The sequence below is a fragment of the Bacillus sp. C-3-6 genome, from assembly GCF_054509685.1.
The window spans coordinates 12,501-27,500 of record NZ_CM137247.1 but is presented as its reverse complement, the minus strand read 5'-3'; the positions used below and the strand labels follow the sequence as shown (position 1 = coordinate 27,500).

Annotated in this window: 14 protein-coding genes, 1 tRNA gene, 2 rRNA genes, 1 other RNA gene and 1 other annotated feature (2 of these 19 running past the window's edge); of the genes, 4 read left to right on the top strand and 14 right to left on the bottom strand. The window is 38.4% G+C overall.

Annotated elements, in window-relative coordinates:
• From recR to tadA, 5 genes are all read right to left on the bottom strand, one after another.
• On the bottom strand, positions 1–272 hold the 5' portion of the coding sequence (gene recR / locus ACW0JX_RS00135; RefSeq protein WP_000559169.1) for a recombination protein RecR. 325 nt of this gene lie to the left of the window's left edge; 272 of the gene's 597 nt are visible here — the first part of the coding sequence; it begins with the start codon at positions 270–272; its stop codon lies off the left edge, out of view.
• 14 nt (positions 273–286) lie between these two features.
• The gene (locus ACW0JX_RS00130) at positions 287–613 is read right to left on the bottom strand and encodes a YbaB/EbfC family nucleoid-associated protein (protein WP_014894853.1); all 327 of its coding nucleotides are present in this window, start codon (positions 611–613) and stop codon (positions 287–289) included.
• A gap of 25 nt (positions 614–638) precedes the next feature.
• Complete coding sequence (gene dnaX / locus ACW0JX_RS00125; protein ID WP_000121561.1) at positions 639–2,327, bottom strand: DNA polymerase III subunit gamma/tau; 1,689 nt, start codon at positions 2,325–2,327, stop codon at positions 639–641.
• Between the two features lie 132 nt (positions 2,328–2,459).
• Positions 2,460–2,724: signal recognition particle sRNA large type (gene ffs, locus ACW0JX_RS00120), an RNA gene on the bottom strand.
• A gap of 79 nt (positions 2,725–2,803) precedes the next feature.
• The gene (tadA, locus tag ACW0JX_RS00115; RefSeq protein ID WP_000434330.1) at positions 2,804–3,304 is read right to left on the bottom strand and encodes a tRNA adenosine(34) deaminase TadA; all 501 of its coding nucleotides are present in this window, start codon (positions 3,302–3,304) and stop codon (positions 2,804–2,806) included.
• A 109-nt stretch (positions 3,305–3,413) separates the two neighbouring features.
• On the opposite strand from tadA, the gene ACW0JX_RS00110 reads away from it, so the two are divergent.
• The 3 genes from ACW0JX_RS00110 (at position 3,414) to ACW0JX_RS00100 (ending at position 5,385) form a co-directional block, all read left to right on the top strand.
• Positions 3,414–3,953, top strand: a complete 540-nt coding sequence (locus ACW0JX_RS00110) for a cysteine hydrolase family protein (RefSeq protein WP_071730373.1) — start codon at positions 3,414–3,416, stop codon at positions 3,951–3,953.
• A 125-nt stretch (positions 3,954–4,078) separates the two neighbouring features.
• Positions 4,079–4,714, top strand: coding sequence for a deoxynucleoside kinase (locus ACW0JX_RS00105; RefSeq protein ID WP_000148218.1), 636 nt, complete (start codon positions 4,079–4,081; stop codon positions 4,712–4,714).
• Positions 4,715–4,716: 2 nt separating this feature from the next.
• Positions 4,717–5,385, top strand: coding sequence for a deoxynucleoside kinase (locus ACW0JX_RS00100; protein ID WP_001053585.1), 669 nt, complete (start codon positions 4,717–4,719; stop codon positions 5,383–5,385).
• Between the two features lie 35 nt (positions 5,386–5,420).
• Here ACW0JX_RS00100 and ACW0JX_RS00095 read toward each other — a convergent pair whose 3' ends face one another.
• From ACW0JX_RS00095 to guaB, 7 genes are all read right to left on the bottom strand, one after another.
• Positions 5,421–5,813, bottom strand: coding sequence for a DUF3797 domain-containing protein (locus tag ACW0JX_RS00095; RefSeq protein WP_000364192.1), 393 nt, complete (start codon positions 5,811–5,813; stop codon positions 5,421–5,423).
• A gap of 166 nt (positions 5,814–5,979) precedes the next feature.
• Positions 5,980–6,072, bottom strand: a tRNA-Ser gene (locus ACW0JX_RS00090).
• 154 nt (positions 6,073–6,226) lie between these two features.
• Complete coding sequence (gene serS, locus ACW0JX_RS00085) at positions 6,227–7,501, bottom strand: serine--tRNA ligase (RefSeq protein WP_000884174.1); 1,275 nt, start codon at positions 7,499–7,501, stop codon at positions 6,227–6,229.
• Between the two features lie 51 nt (positions 7,502–7,552).
• Positions 7,553–7,774, bottom strand: a binding site (T-box leader).
• 54 nt (positions 7,775–7,828) lie between these two features.
• A complete protein-coding gene (gene pdxT, locus ACW0JX_RS00080) occupies positions 7,829–8,419 on the bottom strand; it encodes a pyridoxal 5'-phosphate synthase glutaminase subunit PdxT (protein ID WP_000238785.1) in 591 nt (196 codons plus the stop codon).
• Positions 8,420–8,437: 18 nt separating this feature from the next.
• Positions 8,438–9,325, bottom strand: a complete 888-nt coding sequence (gene pdxS / locus ACW0JX_RS00075) for a pyridoxal 5'-phosphate synthase lyase subunit PdxS (RefSeq protein ID WP_000186154.1) — start codon at positions 9,323–9,325, stop codon at positions 8,438–8,440.
• A 162-nt stretch (positions 9,326–9,487) separates the two neighbouring features.
• Positions 9,488–10,795, bottom strand: a complete 1,308-nt coding sequence (gene dacA / locus ACW0JX_RS00070; protein ID WP_125653127.1) for a D-alanyl-D-alanine carboxypeptidase DacA — start codon at positions 10,793–10,795, stop codon at positions 9,488–9,490.
• A 113-nt stretch (positions 10,796–10,908) separates the two neighbouring features.
• On the bottom strand, positions 10,909–12,372 hold the full coding sequence (guaB, locus tag ACW0JX_RS00065) for an IMP dehydrogenase (RefSeq protein ID WP_000264089.1): 1,464 nt from the start codon (positions 12,370–12,372) through the stop codon (positions 10,909–10,911).
• A gap of 115 nt (positions 12,373–12,487) precedes the next feature.
• Between guaB and ACW0JX_RS00060 the strand changes: the two genes are divergently transcribed.
• Positions 12,488–13,489, top strand: coding sequence for a YaaC family protein (locus tag ACW0JX_RS00060; protein WP_000554285.1), 1,002 nt, complete (start codon positions 12,488–12,490; stop codon positions 13,487–13,489).
• A 35-nt stretch (positions 13,490–13,524) separates the two neighbouring features.
• On the opposite strand, the gene rrf is transcribed toward ACW0JX_RS00060, so the two are convergent.
• Together rrf and ACW0JX_RS00050 are read right to left on the bottom strand one after the other, a co-directional pair.
• Positions 13,525–13,640 (bottom strand): 5S ribosomal RNA (rrf, locus tag ACW0JX_RS00055).
• Between the two features lie 49 nt (positions 13,641–13,689).
• A 23S ribosomal RNA gene (locus ACW0JX_RS00050) occupies positions 13,690–15,000 on the bottom strand (it continues 1,611 nt past the right edge of the window).

Here is a 15,000-nt window from a genome sequence, read left to right as displayed (position 1 = left end):
ACATCTTTCGGTTCTTGCACGACACAAACAACTGATTGATCTCGATGCGAATCATTACAAATATAACAAGGATCACGATCAGTAATATGTCCACATACAGAACAATACGCTAAATCTCGCTTCGCATTTACAAGTGCTTTCGCAAAACCTAACACATCATCTTCTTTCATATCTAATACGAAAAATGCCAATCGAACCGCTGTTTTCGGTCCGATACCTGGCAACTTCATAAAACTATCGATTAGTTTTGATATTGGTTCTGGATAATGCATGTATCAATATCCTCCTAGAACATTCCACCTGGTAAGTTTAAGCCTTTTGTAAATTTACCCATCGTAGAGTTTGATAGCTCATCAGCCTTTTTAAGTGCATCATTTGTTGCAGCTAACACTAAGTCTTGTAACATTTCGATATCCTCTGGATCTACAACCTCTTCTTTAATCTTCACTTCAAGAATTTGCTTGTGACCATTTGCAATAACTGTAATCATTCCGCCGCCAGCTGTACCTTCAACTGTTTTTTCACCAAGCTCTTCTTGTGCTTTCGCCATGTCTTTTTGCATCTTTTGCATTTGTTTCATCATGTTATTCATATTTCCCATTCCGCCACGCATCATAATTAATTCCTCCTAATTATTATTACTCTTTTATTTCAATGAGTTCTTGTCCTACTAATTTCACTGCCTCTTCTATAAGAGGGTCTTCCTTTTTCTCCGGGCTTTCTTCAGACTCTCCACCTTCACGTTGTAAAAAGTCTTCACGGATTTTACCCCATTCACTTTTTGGAATGGCAATCATATTTAACCTTTTACTTAGCAATTCAAATAAAGCTTGTTCTACTGTATCCATAGCTTCTCGATTTTCGCTCGCCATCTTACAGTGAATCTCATATTGAAATGCTAAAACGTAAGTGTCATCTGAAGCTGCCACTGGTTCGCTATTTTCTAGTAGAACAGCAAACGCTACTTTGTTATATGATTTGAGTCTTCCTAACAACTCACCCCATACAGCTTTTAATTGTTCTAAATCTTGACGCTTCGCTTGTTTTAATACTTCATTTACACGCCCGACAGGAATCTTCATACTTCCTGTTCGTACGGGTTTTGGTGTTGCACGTGTCTCTCTTACTTCCTGTTGTACACCAGCTGGCACACCGTTCTTTTTGACTTGCTCTAACTCTTTCTCCAATTGCTGCATCCTGTTCATAATTGCTTGCAAACGATCAGTACCGTTTGCTTGCATCATAAACTGTTGACACAATTGCACCATAACAACTTCTAAGAAAATACGCGGATGATTTGTCCACTTCATTTCCTGTTGTCCCTTACTAAGGGTATGAATAATCTCATAGATCACTTCCGGTTGCATTTCTTCACTCAACTTACGGAATTGATCATCTACAATTACTCGTTCCAACATATGTTCTAGTTGCGGTGAAGTTTGATATAAAAGCATATCACGATAATAGTAAATGAAATCCTCCATAAAACGAACTGGATCCTTCCCTTTACTCATCATTTCATCTATGATCTGTAATGCTCTTGATACATCATTTTCACGTATGCATTCTACTAAATTGCCTAAGTATTGCTGAGAAACAGATCCTGTTACGGCCAATACATCTTCTGTCGTAACAATCTCATCACTATAAGATATAGCCTGATCAATAAGACTAAGCGCGTCACGCATACCACCTTCAGCAGCACGGGCAACAATTTGTAATGCTTCATCTTCCACTTGCGTACCTTCGTTTGTCACAACCGTTGATAATCTCTCAACAATATCATTCACTGATATTTTTCGGAATTCAAAACGCTGACAACGCGAAATAATTGTAGGCGGGATCTTATGAGGTTCTGTTGTCGCCAAAATAAAGATAACATGTCCTGGCGGCTCTTCTAAGGTTTTTAAAAGCGCATTGAATGCCCCCATAGAAAGCATGTGAACTTCATCAATAATGTATACTTTATATTCTACAGCACTTGGAGCATATTTTACTTTATCTCTAATATCTCGAATTTCATCTACACCGTTATTTGAAGCCGCATCAATTTCTAATACATCTGAAATGGATCCTTGTGTAATTCCTAAACAAGAAGGACATTCATTACAAGGTTCAGCTACCGGAGCATGTTCACAGTTAATTGCTTTTGCAAATACTTTTGCAATTGTCGTTTTTCCTGTTCCCCTAGGACCAGAAAATAAATAAGCATGTGAAACTTTCTCTTGAAGAAGGGCATTTTGCAACGTTTTTGTCACGTGCTTTTGACCGACTACATCTTCGAACTTTTGCGGTCTCCATGTTCGGTATAACGCTTGGTATGACACGAAAATACGGCCTCCCTCAAAGGTTATTATCTCATTTATTATAACCCATTCTGTTTATAGATTCCAAAAGTTATTTTCTATACAAAAAACTCACCTTTGTATTAAGGTGAGTTTTGTATACATATATAACTGCCGTGCACCCTCCGTCGATTACGTACCATAAGCGTTACTCAAGCAGTTAGCTCGGTTCAGGCACTCCTGCGGCACACGAGAAGACCCGCTTATTGCTGCTTCCTTCCGGACCTGACAAGGTTCACGGGGTCCCGTTGCGCAGGACCCAAACGTCAACACCACTTACTTAAGGCAGACCTTACAGCAACATAACCTCGAGAGGGGATTCGGCCTCGCTAGAGCGGATTGCGAGTATAGGGCACCGCTACCTCCCCGCTTAGCACGGCAAAGTTAAAACCAATATTCGGTTGCCTTCATTAAAGGCATTATCAGTATAACTTGTTTCTTTATAAAATGCAAATACGTTAGTTCCCAGTATTTTTCTCTAATTTTTTTATCGCTTTTCTTTTTTTACGAAGCTCTCTAAAAAAGTTTGTTAACAACGTACCGCATTCTTCCTCTAATACACCAGATACTACTTCACATTGATGATTGAAGCGTTCATCCGTTAAAAGATTCATTAATGTCCCTGCACACCCGCCCTTCGGATCACTTGCACCATATACAACTCGCTTCACTCGTGATAAAACAATTCCACCCGCACACATTGGACAAGGTTCTAATGTTACATACAATGTTGCATCTTCTAAACGCCATGTCCCTAATTTTTTACACGCCTCATCTATTGCTAGCAACTCAGCATGAGCTATTGATCTTTGCTCAGTTTCCCTTAAATTATGGGCAACACTAATTACCTCACCATCTAACACTATAACTGCTCCAATTGGCACTTCCTGTATTTCCTCTGCCTTTTTGGCTTCTTCTATCGCTAATTGCATAAAATAAATATCTTGATCTTGTTCCATAACATAGTCCTTTCATTACAAATAAAGTACACTTATTTCCATTTACTACACAGGGGATAACTTTTACATATTCAATCCACCCTAAAAGAAAAAAGAGAGGGGATTACATATGAAAAATACCGCCTTGCTCATTATCGATATGATTAATGACTTTCAATTTTCCCACGGACCCATTCTAGCTCAAAAATGTGAGACTATCACAAACCCTATTTTACAATTAAAGAAAAAAATGAAATCCTTCGGCTATCCTATAATTTACGTTAATGACCATTATCAACTTTGGAGATCTGATATAGACCAACTTATTACTCATTGCACAAATAAATATAGCGAAAATATAATCCATAAGATTGCTCCAAATTCTGATGATTACATTTTTATTAAACCACATTATTCCGCTTTTTATGAAACACCTTTAAATTCATTACTAGGTTATTTAAAAATAGAAAATCTAATATTAACAGGAGTTGCCGGAAATATATGTATCCTATTTACAGCTAATGATGCCCATATGAGAAATTATACATTGTATGTACCACAGGATTGTATCGCCTCTAACAGCGACCAAGATAATATACATGCTTTAAAAATAATGGAAACTACATTGAAAGCAAATATTACATCGTCATCCAAAATAAAATTTAATTAATACATATATCTATTTTCTAACTTTTTATATCAAATTAACCCGCTCGCTTCCCTCTTGTGCTACAATAATTCTGTTTTGTGTTTTTAGTAGTCACGGTAAATCACTGATTGAAAGGAGGAAACAGCGTGACCGGAGTACCATTTATCACGGTTGAAGGACCAATTGGTGTTGGAAAAACTTCACTTGCGAAGGAAATTTCAACTCACATGCAACTCCACTTACTAAAAGAGATTGTTGATGAAAATCCCTTTTTAGGAAAGTTCTATGAAGACATCGACGAATGGAGTTTTCAAACAGAGATGTTCTTTCTTTGTAATAGATACAAACAATTAGAAGATATTAACATAAAGTATTTGAATCAAAGGAAACCAGTAGTAGCGGATTACCATATCTTTAAAAATTTAATTTTTGCATCCCGCACATTAAAAGACTCTCAATATGACAAGTACATGCAAATTTATCGTATCCTTACACAAGATATGCCTGTGCCAAACGTCATTGTTTATTTAACAGCTAGCCTAGAAACATTGCAAAAACGAATCGCCATGCGCGGAAGAGAATTTGAAAAAAACATGGATCCAAATTACTTACTACAGCTCACAAAAGATTATGAAACAGCAATGGATGCTTTTAAAAAAGATCATCCGGAAATACCAGTATTAAAATTTAATGGAGACGATATGGATTTTGTAAAAAATCCTGATGATTTAAACGTCATCCTATCTGCCCTTCAAAATACTCTCTTAAAGGAGTCGAAATAATAATGAATTTAAGGCAAAAATATGATATACCCAATGACGCAGTAATCACTATCGCCGGAACGGTAGGTGTGGGTAAATCAACTATGACAACTGCATTAGCTAATGCTTTAGGTTATCGCACATCATTTGAAAAAGTAGATTCCAATCCATACTTGGACAAGTTCTATGCGGACTTCACTCGCTGGAGCTTCCACCTACAAGTGTACTTTTTAGCAGAACGATTTAAGGAACAAAAAAGAATTTTTGAATACGGTGGCGGTTTTGTTCAAGATCGTTCTATTTACGAAGACACTGGAATTTTCGCAAAGATGCATCATGAAAAAGGTACGATGACGGAAACTGATTATGAAACATACAAAGGGTTATTTGACGCTATGGTCATGACTCCTTACTTCCCTCATCCAGACTTATTAATTTACTTAGAAGGTTCTTTCGATGATATTGTCGATCGTATTCAAGAACGCGGACGCCCAATGGAACAACAAACGCCAATTGAGTACTGGAAAGAAATGCATGGACGTTATGAAAACTGGATTAACAACTTTAATTCATGCCCTGTATTACGCTTAAATATTAATGAGTACGATATTTTAAAAGATGGGGATTCAATCGAACCAATCATTAAAAAAATTGGCCATTTTTTAAAACAAACACGTAAACTTGTAAAATAAAAAACCCGTGCATATGCACGGGTTTTCCTATTAAATTACTTCTTCTTTGTTGGAGCAATAATTTCACTCTCAGGTTTTCCTGCGTTAATACGCTGACGAACAGTACTTGTACTAATATCGTATGCTTCAGCAATCTCTTTAACAGTCATTTCTTTCCCATTAATTACTGCCGTTAATACTTTACCTGTACGTTTTGGAGCCGCTTCTTTCTTTACAGCTGCTTTTTTAACTTGTTTTGGCACCTCTACTTTATTCGTAGCTGGTTTTACATCACAAGTACAACCACAAAGTTTACGGAATGTATCATCACTAATAATGCGTGATACGTTTGCACCACTGTTTAAAATTCTATTGTTCTTACAGACAGGACATTGTACATAATATAAAGTTTTTCCATCTAAAGGAAACGTTTGTATAATAAGATCCATGTTGACTCCTTTCATATCTATGAAGATAATCATCGGAATATGAGTGTGTAATAAGGACAAAATTACCTTACACCATACTTTATGATTGGTTTTAAAATAAAAACTCGTTACGTGTTGGTAACGAGTTCTCCAATCTCCACTTATATGCGCTGTTGTCAATTATATCTGGAGGAGGTAGAGGGATTCGAACCCCCGCGCGACTCTCGCCACCTGTCGGTTTTCAAGACCGATCCCTTCAGCCAGACTTGGGTATACCTCCATATTGACATCAAATATAATATCAAAAGAAAAACAGTTAGTCAACCCTACTAAAATAAATTATGAGGAAAGGAAAATTTTACTTTCCCCTTCCTACATTACAGTACTGACAACGCTCATAATTACCAATCACTCATACCGATGAATGTTTAAATTTACTTAATAACTGTTTTTCCTCCCATATAAGGGCGAAGAACTTCTGGAATTATAATTGTACCATCTTCTTGTTGGTAGTTCTCTAAAATAGCTGCAACCGTACGTCCAATTGCAAGACCAGATCCATTTAATGTATGGACATGTTCTGGTTTTCCATTTGGCTCACGGCGGAAACGGATATTTGCACGTCTCGCTTGGAAAGCTTCAAAATTACTACAAGAAGAAATTTCACGATATGTGCCATAGCTTGGAATCCATACTTCAATATCGTATTTCTTCGCTGCTGTAAATCCTAAATCGCCTGTGCACATGCTCATAACGCGATATGGCAACTCTAATAATTGTAACACGCGTTCTGCATCATTTGTTAATTTTTCTAACTCTTCATAAGAATCTTCTGGTTTTACGAACTTCACAAGCTCTACTTTATTGAACTGATGCTGGCGAATTAAACCGCGTGTATCGCGACCAGCTGAACCTGCTTCAGAGCGGAAGCAAGAGCTAAATGCAGCATATCTTATAGGCAATTGCTCTTTATTTAAAATCTCATCACGATGCATATTCGTTACAGGTACTTCAGCTGTTGGAATTAAGAAATAATCTTCACTTTCAATACGGAATGCATCTTCTTCAAACTTTGGAAGTTGTCCTGTTCCTGTCATACTTGCACGGTTTACCATATATGGAGGTAATACTTCTTCATATCCATGCTCATCAGTATGAAGATCAAGCATAAAGCTAATTAAAGCACGCTCTAATCTTGCACCAGCACCTTTGTAAAATACGAAGCGGCTTCCTGTTACTTTCCCAGCGCGTTCAAAATCTAAAATTCCTAAATCAGTAGCAAGATCCCAATGTGGTTTTGGTTCAAAAGTAAATTCTTTTACTTCTCCCCAAGTACGCGCTACTACATTATCATCCTCTGTTTCACCGACTGGAGCAGACTCATGAGGGATATTTGGAATAGATAACATTAATCTTTCTAAGTCTTCTTCAACTGTGCGAAGTTCGTTATCAAAATCCTTTACTTTTTCTCCAACCTCACGCATTTCTAAAATTAGAGCTTCTGCATCTTTCTTTTCGCGCTTTAATACAGAGATTTGTTGAGACACTTCATTACGTTTACTTTTTAATTCTTCTGTCTGAACAAGTAGTTCTCTTCTTCTCGTATCAAGTTCTTCAAAACGTCCGAAATCAGTTAGATCTTCACCTCTATGCTGTAATTTCGCTTTTACTTCTTCAAAGTTTGTACGTAAAAATTTAATATCAAGCATTATATACTCCTCCTTTTATTTTATAAAACACAAAAAACTCCCGTCCCTATATAAAGGGACGGGAGTTAACCCGCGTTGCCACCCTAGTTGAAAGCATTACCGCTTTCCTCTCAAGTAGAAATAACGGCTCTTCACCGGGAATGCTTACTAATCCAAAAGATGTTCCACATTCCATTCCAGGATGGATTCACAAACTGTTTCTATCGATTTCCACCAACCATCGACTCTCTATAAGAAACAACATTTGTTACTATTTCCTATCAACACGCTTATTTTATAAAATTGTTACCATCAATTTACTATAATCTTATACAAGTTGCAAGTTACTTATACAACTTTTTTCATTTTCGCTTCTTTTACCATTTCAACAAAGTATGCTGTTACACGATGATCATCTGTTAATTCTGGATGGAATGAAGCAGCTAAAAACTGATCTTGTCTTACCGCTACCATTCGGTCACCATGCTTAGAAAGCACTTCAACATTATCAGCTACTTCTACAACATACGGCGCACGGATAAATACACCAACGAAGTCTTCACCCACGCCTTCAATTGAAAGCGCAGCTTCAAAACTATCCTTTTGGCGTCCGAACGCATTGCGCTCAACTGTAATATCCATAGCACCAATATGTGCTTCTTCATAGCCAATAAGTGTTTTCGCAAGAAGAATCATCCCTGCACATGTACCAAACATTGGTTTACCAGACTTTGCAAATGTGCGAAGTGGTTCCATGAAAGCATACTTATCAATAAGACGGCGCATTGTTGTACTTTCACCGCCTGGTAAAATAAGACCATCAATCTCTTCAAGTTGCTCTATACGCTTTACAACAACAGCTTCTGCACCACTTGCTTCAACTGATTTTACATGTTCACGAACTGCACCTTGAAGACCTAGTACACCGATTTTCACCATTTTAAAGTTCTCCTTTAATTACCATCCACGCTCTTGCATGCGTTGTTCTGGTAATAACGTTGAAATTTCGATACCCTTCATTGCATTACCTAATCCTTTAGAAAGACTTGCAATTAGTTCGTAATCTTCATAATGAGTCGTTGCTTCAACAATTGCACGTGCAAATCTCTCTGGGTTTTCTGATTTGAAGATACCAGATCCAACAAATACCCCATCAGCACCAAGTTGCATCATTAATGCAGCATCTGCTGGCGTTGCTATACCACCTGCCGCAAAGTTTACAACTGGTAAGCGACCAAGACGTTTAATTTCAAGTAATACTTCGTAAGGAGCACCAGTATTTTTTGCATATGTCATTAACTCATCTTCACGTAGACTCGCAACTTGACGGATTTCTGCATTGACTTGGCGCATATGACGCACTGCCTCTACAATGTTTCCTGTTCCTGGTTCACCTTTTGTACGAAGCATAGATGCACCTTCTGCAATACGACGTGCAGCTTCTCCGATATCACGGCAACCACATACAAATGGAACTGTGTAATCACGTTTATTTAAATGGTATACTTCATCAGCAGGAGTTAATACTTCACTCTCATCGATATAGTCTACCCCTAATGATTCTAATACACGTGCTTCTACAAGGTGACCGATACGGCATTTTGCCATAACCGGAATTGACACTGCACCCATAACTTCTTCAACGATTGTTGGGTCTGCCATACGAGAAACGCCACCTGCTGCACGAATGTCTGCTGGTACACGCTCTAATGCCATAACGGCAACTGCGCCTGCCTCTTCTGCAATTTTTGCTTGTTCAGCGTTAATTACGTCCATAATAACGCCGCCTTTTTGCATTTCTGCCATTCCACGTTTTACACGCTCTGTCCCTGTTACATTTGTCATGTACAAAAACCCCCCTAGGTGAATTGCTTTCCCCCGTTAAAGGCGAAAATTAAGAATACTCTTACATTCTACCACTAACTATCAGATGCTTGTCTACTACTTTTTCATAAAGTCGGTATGAAAAATAGGAATAAAAAAAAAAGCCCCTACCATGAGGAGCTTCTAAAACCAACCTTTTACTGTATCAACAGCACTATTCCACATACCACTAAAGAATGAACCAATTCCGCGCATAGCACGAGTAAACCAGTTTGCTTCTTCTACTTCAGATGTTGTTACAAGATCCACTTGCAACGACTTACCAGTTAAAAATCCAGGGTCGTTTGTATCTTTTGGCGTAATTACCATTTGACCAAGCGCAGCTCCCTTTTTAATAGGTGCTTCTTGTCCCTTACTTGATTCTTTTAATTCTGTTTTATAAACATCTTTACTTCCTTTTGGCACTGGAAGTGAAATAGCTTGTTTCGTTTGAACTGCTACATCTTTATCTTTCGCATTTTCTACTCTTACTGTTTCTTGTCCTTTTACTGAAGAACCTTTTTTATACATTTGTTTCACTTCAAAGTTAGCAAATCCATAATCATATAGCTTCTTTGTTTCATCAAAACGTGCTGTATGAGAACTTGTTTTAATAACTACAGAAATAAAACGCATACCGTTTCTTTCAACCGTACCAGTGAAGCAATCTCCTGCTTCTGGAGTTGAGCCTGTTTTCAGACCATCTACGCCATCATATTCTTTAACTAAGCCCTTTAACATCCAGTTCCAGTTTGACATTGCAAACTTCTCTTTTTCTGGACGGAATTCTTTTTTAGGAATTTTTGCTGTATCTAACACTTTTGGATAATCTTTAATTAAATGTTGTGCTAAAGTTGCAACATCCTTTGCAGACATTTTATTTTCTTCATCTGCTGTTGTTCCTTCAGGGTGCATTCCCTTTAAATCTTTATTCGTTAAACCTGTAGAATTGACAAATTTATAATTTTTCAACCCTAGTTCTTTCGATTTATCATTCATCATTTTTACGAAATCTACTTCTTTACCTGCAATTGCTTCTGCTAATGCAATTGTTGCACCATTTGCAGAAAAGATTGCCATTGCCTCATATAACTCTTTTACTGTATAAGAGCCACCATTTTCTAATGCAACATTTGATAATGAAGCATCTTGTGAAACCTTATATGCATATTCAGAAACCTTAATTTTCTGGTCCCACTTAAGTTTTCCTTTATCCACTGCTTCGTGAACTAAATATTCACTCATCATCTTTGTCATACTAGCAATGGATAATAATTCATCTGCATTCTTTTGATATAAAATTTTCCCAGAATTCGCTTCTACTAAAATTGCCGCGCCTGCTTCAATGTTTAAAGCGGCTCCTGTTTCAGCTGATGCATTGCTATATGGCATAAAAATGCTACAAGCTAGTGTAAGCACTGTTACCAAAGCAATGAATCTTTTGCAAAACATACCTTTCACTTTTGCTACCCCCAATATCTATGTACTCACATAACCGTTATTCTAACATAATCAAAAAAAAATAGACAGAGATATCAAATCTCTGTCTATTTGTATATAAGACATTATAATGAGTAGTTTGGAGCCTCTTTTGTAATTTGTACGTGATGAGGATGACTTTCACGTAAGCCTGCACCTGACATACGAATGAATTGTGCATTTTCGCGTAAGAATTCTAAATCCTGTGCTCCGCAATATCCCATACCTGCACGTAAGCCACCAACTAATTGGTGAACCGTATCTGCTAAAGGTCCTTTATATGGTACTCGTCCTTCAATACCTTCTGGAACAAGTTTTTTATTTCCTTCTTGGAAGTAACGATCTTTACTTCCTTTTTCCATCGCACCGACAGAACCCATACCACGATACACTTTAAATTGACGACCTTGGTAAATTTCAGTTTCTCCAGGACTTTCGGCAACACCAGCAAACATACTACCTAGCATAACAACATGTGCTCCTGCTGCTAAAGCTTTAACCATATCACCAGAGTACTTAACACCGCCATCAGCAATAACTGGAATACCGTGTTTACGAGCTTCGGTTGCACAATCATAAACTGCTGTTAATTGTGGTACACCAACACCAGCTACAACACGTGTTGTACAAATAGAACCTGGTCCAATACCAACTTTAACTACGTTTGCACCAGCTTCAATTAATGCTTTCGTTGCTTCAGCTGTAGCAACATTTCCAGCGATAATATTTAATGATGGATATTTAGCACGAACTTCTTTTACCTTATCAATAACGCCTTTAGAATGCCCATGAGCTGTATCAAGTACAATTGCATCTACACTAGCTTTTACTAATGCATCGATACGAAGCATAGCATCAGCTGTTACACCAACTGCCGCTCCAACTAATAAGCGTCCTTGCTTATCTTTAGCAGAGTTTGGGAATTCAATTACTTTTTCAATATCTTTTATTGTAATCAGCCCTTGTAATACACCGTTATTATCAACAAGAGGGAGTTTTTCAATTTTATACTTTTGTAGGATCTTTTCAGCTTCTTCCAGTGTAGTACCAACTGGAGCTGTAATTAATTGTTCTTTTGTCATTACGTCAGAAATTTTGATTGAGTAGTCTTGGATGAAGCGCATATCACGGTTTGTAATAATACCAACTAATTTTCGCTCATCTAAATTATTTACAACCGGTACACCTGAGATACGATATTTTCCCATAAGATGTTCTGCATCATATACTTGATGTTCTGGAGTTAAGAAGAAAGGATCTGAAATAACGCCGCTTTCAGAGCGCTTTACTTTATCAACTTGCTCTGCTTGTTGCTCAATAGACATATTCTTATGAATAATTCCTAAACCACCTTGGCGAGCCATTGCAATAGCCATGTCAGCTTCTGTTACTGTATCCATTCCTGCACTAATTAACGGGATGTTTAGCTGTAAGCTTTCAGATAAAACTGTTTTAACACTTACTTCTCTTGGTAATATATCTGACCTAGCTGGTACAAGTAATACATCATCAAAAGTCAAACCTTCTTTAACAAATTTAGATTCCCACATAATTGTTCCCCCTATGATACCAGAAATTATTATTAGTAGCTTATCAATTGGTTAAAATACTGTCAAGGACGTATATATATGTTAGAATTTTTAGACAATAAAAGGAGCGTAATATATGCATCAAACATCTTGCACTTGGCAGCAGTTAAGTTTCTTTTTTTCATCTCAAAACGTACAACGTTATCTTGCCCGTTGTTATGAAAAATCCTCTATTCAGGATGCCGAAAAAAAAAGTTTTGAAAATTGTTATCCCTTTATTTATTACTTAGAACACGGGAAAAATTATTATGAATTATATAAGACAGCTCCATTTTCCATTCAACCAATGTTGTTATTTTATGGAATTAGCCAACTTTTTAAAGCATGTCTACTAACCATTGATCCTAACTATCCTGAATCCACTACTGTTTTAGCTCATGGCGTTACAACTCGCAAACGAAAAAAACAAGGGTATCAATTTTTAGAAGATGAGGTGAAGGTACAAAAAAACGGATTGTTTACTCATGTTGCAGAACAACTGTTTCACATGAAACACTTAGAAGCAGAAAAATTTAACATGTTAGAACTAATGGGAAATATTCCAGAATTACAAAATTTGTTCCGCTATAGTCAAAAAGGATCAACTTTATATAAAATCGATTCAACAATTAAAAATGAGCTGTCCTTTTCAGGAGACCTACTAGATCGATTACATATGACTAAAGAGAGATTTTCTCGCTACATTGAAACATCTTGTAAGCATTTATCAATGCAACATGTACCTGAGAAAACTAATGAATCGAATTTACTTTTTACGGCGCCAATTCAATCATGGAATCCTATGTACAGTACTCCTTTATACTATGAATACCTTACTAATACTTATTATTTACCACTTACAACTGATCCTAGAAATCCTAAACCAGTATTACCTGAACTCCTCGTTCATTATTTATTGCTCTATAATTTAAGCATGATTTCTAGATATGAAACAGATTGGTGGTATGACTTACTTGGAAGCTATGGCTCTGAAGATTATCCATTTATTTATCAATTTCTTAATATTTCTGCTCAAAAAATCCCTTACTATATTTCATCATTTTTACTAACAGAACCTAACCTATTTCATGGGAAATAAAAAAAACACAAGTCAAAAGACTTGTGTTTTTAGTTGCTTGGCGACGTCCTACTCTCACAGGGACAAGGTCCCAACTACCATCGGCGCTAGAGAGCTTAACTTCCGTGTTCGGTATGGGAACGGGTGTGACCTCTCTGCCATCATCACCAAACTATGAAGGCATATTCCTTCAAAACTAGATAACATTTGCTACATATTATATGGTTAAGTCCTCGATCTATTAGTATTCGTCAGCTCCACATGTCACCATGCTTCCACCTCGAACCTATCAACCTGATCATCTTTCAGGGATCTTACTAGCTTACGCTATGGGAAATCTCATCTTGAGGGGGGCTTCATGCTTAGATGCTTTCAGCACTTATCCCTTCCGCACATAGCTACCCAGCTATGCCCTTGGCAGAACAACTGGTACACCAGCGGTGCGTCCATCCCGGTCCTCTCGTACTAAGGACAGCTCCTCTCAAATTTCCTACGCCCACGACGGATAGGGACCGAACTGTCTCACGACGTTCTGAACCCAGCTCGCGTACCGCTTTAATGGGCGAACAGCCCAACCCTTGGGACCGACTACAGCCCCAGGATGCGATGAGCCGACATCGAGGTGCCAAACCTCCCCGTCGATGTGGACTCTTGGGGGAGATAAGCCTGTTATCCCCGGGGTAGCTTTTATCCGTTGAGCGATGGCCCTTCCATGCGGAACCACCGGATCACTAAGCCCGACTTTCGTCCCTGCTCGACTTGTAGGTCTCGCAGTCAAGCTCCCTTATGCCTTTGCACTCTACGAATGATTTCCAACCATTCTGAGGGAACCTTTGGGCGCCTCCGTTACACTTTAGGAGGCGACCGCCCCAGTCAAACTGCCCACCTGACACTGTCTCCCGGGTCGATAAGACCCGTAGGTTAGAATTTCAATACAGTCAGGGCGGTATCCCACCAGCGCCTCCACCGAAGCTAGCGCTCCGGTTTCAATGGCTCCCGCCTATCCTGTACAAACTGTACCAAAATTCAATATCAGGCTACAGTAAAGCTCCACGGGGTCTTTCCGTCCTGTCGCGGGTAACCTGCATCTTCACAGGTACTATAATTTCACCGAGTCTCTGGTTGAGACAGTGCCCAAATCGTTACACCTTTCGTGCGGGTCGGAACTTACCCGACAAGGAATTTCGCTACCTTAGGACCGTTATAGTTACGGCCGCCGTTTACTGGGGCTTCAGTTCAGAGCTTCGCTTACGCTAACCCCTCTCCTTAACCTTCCAGCACCGGGCAGGTGTCACCCCCTATACTTCGCCTTACGGCTTCGCAGAGAGCTGTGTTTTTGCTAAACAGTCGCTTGGGCCTATTCACTGCGGCTTTCCGTTAAGAAAGCACCCCTTCTCCCGAAGTTACGGGGTCATTTTGCCGAGTTCCTTAACCAGAGTTCTCTCGCACACCTTAGGATTCTCTCCTCGCCTACCTGTGTCGGTTTGCGGTACAGGCACCTTTTATCTCGCTAGAAGCTTTTCTTGGCAGCG

Coding starts and splice junctions, on each gene's coding strand:
- serS (WP_000884174.1), bottom strand. CDS start 7,501: ATGCTTGATATTAAATTTTTACGTACAAACTTTGAAGAAGTAAAAGCG.
- tadA (WP_000434330.1), bottom strand. CDS start 3,304: ATGGAACAAGATCAAGATATTTATTTTATGCAATTAGCGATAGAAGAA.
- guaB (WP_000264089.1), bottom strand. CDS start 12,372: ATGTGGGAATCTAAATTTGTTAAAGAAGGTTTGACTTTTGATGATGTA.
- ACW0JX_RS00060 (WP_000554285.1), top strand. CDS start 12,488: ATGCATCAAACATCTTGCACTTGGCAGCAGTTAAGTTTCTTTTTTTCA.
- pdxS (WP_000186154.1), bottom strand. CDS start 9,325: ATGACAAATGTAACAGGGACAGAGCGTGTAAAACGTGGAATGGCAGAA.
- pdxT (WP_000238785.1), bottom strand. CDS start 8,419: ATGGTGAAAATCGGTGTACTAGGTCTTCAAGGTGCAGTTCGTGAACAT.
- ACW0JX_RS00130 (WP_014894853.1), bottom strand. CDS start 613: ATGCGTGGCGGAATGGGAAATATGAATAACATGATGAAACAAATGCAA.
- ACW0JX_RS00095 (WP_000364192.1), bottom strand. CDS start 5,813: ATGGATCTTATTATACAAACGTTTCCTTTAGATGGAAAAACTTTATAT.
- ACW0JX_RS00110 (WP_071730373.1), top strand. CDS start 3,414: ATGAAAAATACCGCCTTGCTCATTATCGATATGATTAATGACTTTCAA.
- dacA (WP_125653127.1), bottom strand. CDS start 10,795: ATGTTTTGCAAAAGATTCATTGCTTTGGTAACAGTGCTTACACTAGCT.
- ACW0JX_RS00100 (WP_001053585.1), top strand. CDS start 4,717: ATGAATTTAAGGCAAAAATATGATATACCCAATGACGCAGTAATCACT.